Source organism: Oceanicola sp. S124, from assembly GCF_000220565.1.
In the GTDB taxonomy this organism is placed as follows: Bacteria; Pseudomonadota; Alphaproteobacteria; order Rhodobacterales; family Rhodobacteraceae; genus Pseudooceanicola.
Genome location: NZ_AFPM01000065.1, coordinates 1 through 1,062, shown reverse-complemented (window position 1 = coordinate 1,062; position 1,062 = coordinate 1). Strand labels below are relative to the sequence as shown.

The window sequence follows — 1,062 nt, the reverse complement described above, 5'->3', positions numbered from 1 at the left end:
GACCCTGCCGCCAGCGACCACATCCGCTCCACGCTGGACGCAACGATGGCGCAGAGGAGCCGGGCCGAATGGATCGACATCCTGGCCGATGCGGGCACCCAGTATGCTCCCGTCTGGGAGGTGGCCGAGGCGCTGGAGGATCCGCATGTCCAGGCGCGCGGCATGGCGCCCTGGATCACCGACGAGGCGGGCCATCGCTACCGCCAGATCGGCGCGCCGGTCAAACTGTCGCGGACCCCTGCGGGCGTCCGCCACCTTGCCCGCCTGCCGGGCGAGGACATGGAATTCGTGCAACGCGAATACGGCCTGGAGGAGGGCCGGATCAACGGAGGAGGACCCAAATGAAACATCTGACCATTTCGGCGGTGCTGGCCACCGCCATCGCCTGCGCCAATGGCGCCTGGGCGGCCGAGTTCGAGCTGACCTATTCCAGCCCCAACCCGGCAACCCACACCTATTCCCTGGCCGACCAGGAATGGATCGCCCGCATCGAGGAACAGACCGACGGCCGGGTGAAGATCACCCCCTATTGGGCGCGCTCCCTCATTACCAGCCGCGAGGGCGTGGACGAGCTGGAGGCCGGCATCGCCGACCTGGCCTACATCACCCCGATCTATGCCAGCGCCGGTTTCGAGATGCTGCGTAAGACGCCGGCCTTCTTCTATGGCTACGAGGATCCGGCCTATATCCTCGAGGTCTTCCTCGACATGGCGGAGGCGTACCCCGCGCTTGCCGAGGAAATGGAGGGCGTCAAGGTGCTGGGCTACAACGTCGGCACGCCGATGCACCTGCTCTTGCGGGAAGGTCCCGTCGAGACGATGGAGGACATGAAGGGCCTGCGCATCCGCTCGGCCAATGACTACATCGGGCCGCTGGCTGCCATGGGGGCCGAAGGCGTCGCCATGCCCATGACTGACACCTATCCGGCCCTTCAGCGCGGTGTCGTCGACGGGGTGATCGCCAACTACGAGACGATCAAATCCCTCTCGTTCGGCGAGGTCGCCAAGTTCTACACCGAGATCCCCCATTCGCGCGGCGCCTACCCGAGCCGGGCGATGAACT

Annotated in this window: 2 protein-coding genes; both read left to right on the top strand. The window is 66.1% G+C overall.

Annotated elements, in window-relative coordinates:
* Positions 1-345: CoA transferase (locus OS124_RS0105570; protein ID WP_010138397.1), on the top strand; the 345-nt coding region annotated here is incomplete at its 5' end.
* Positions 342-1,062: TRAP transporter substrate-binding protein (locus tag OS124_RS23775; RefSeq protein WP_010138396.1), on the top strand; the 721-nt coding region annotated here is incomplete at its 3' end. The genes OS124_RS0105570 and OS124_RS23775, both read left to right, overlap by 4 nt.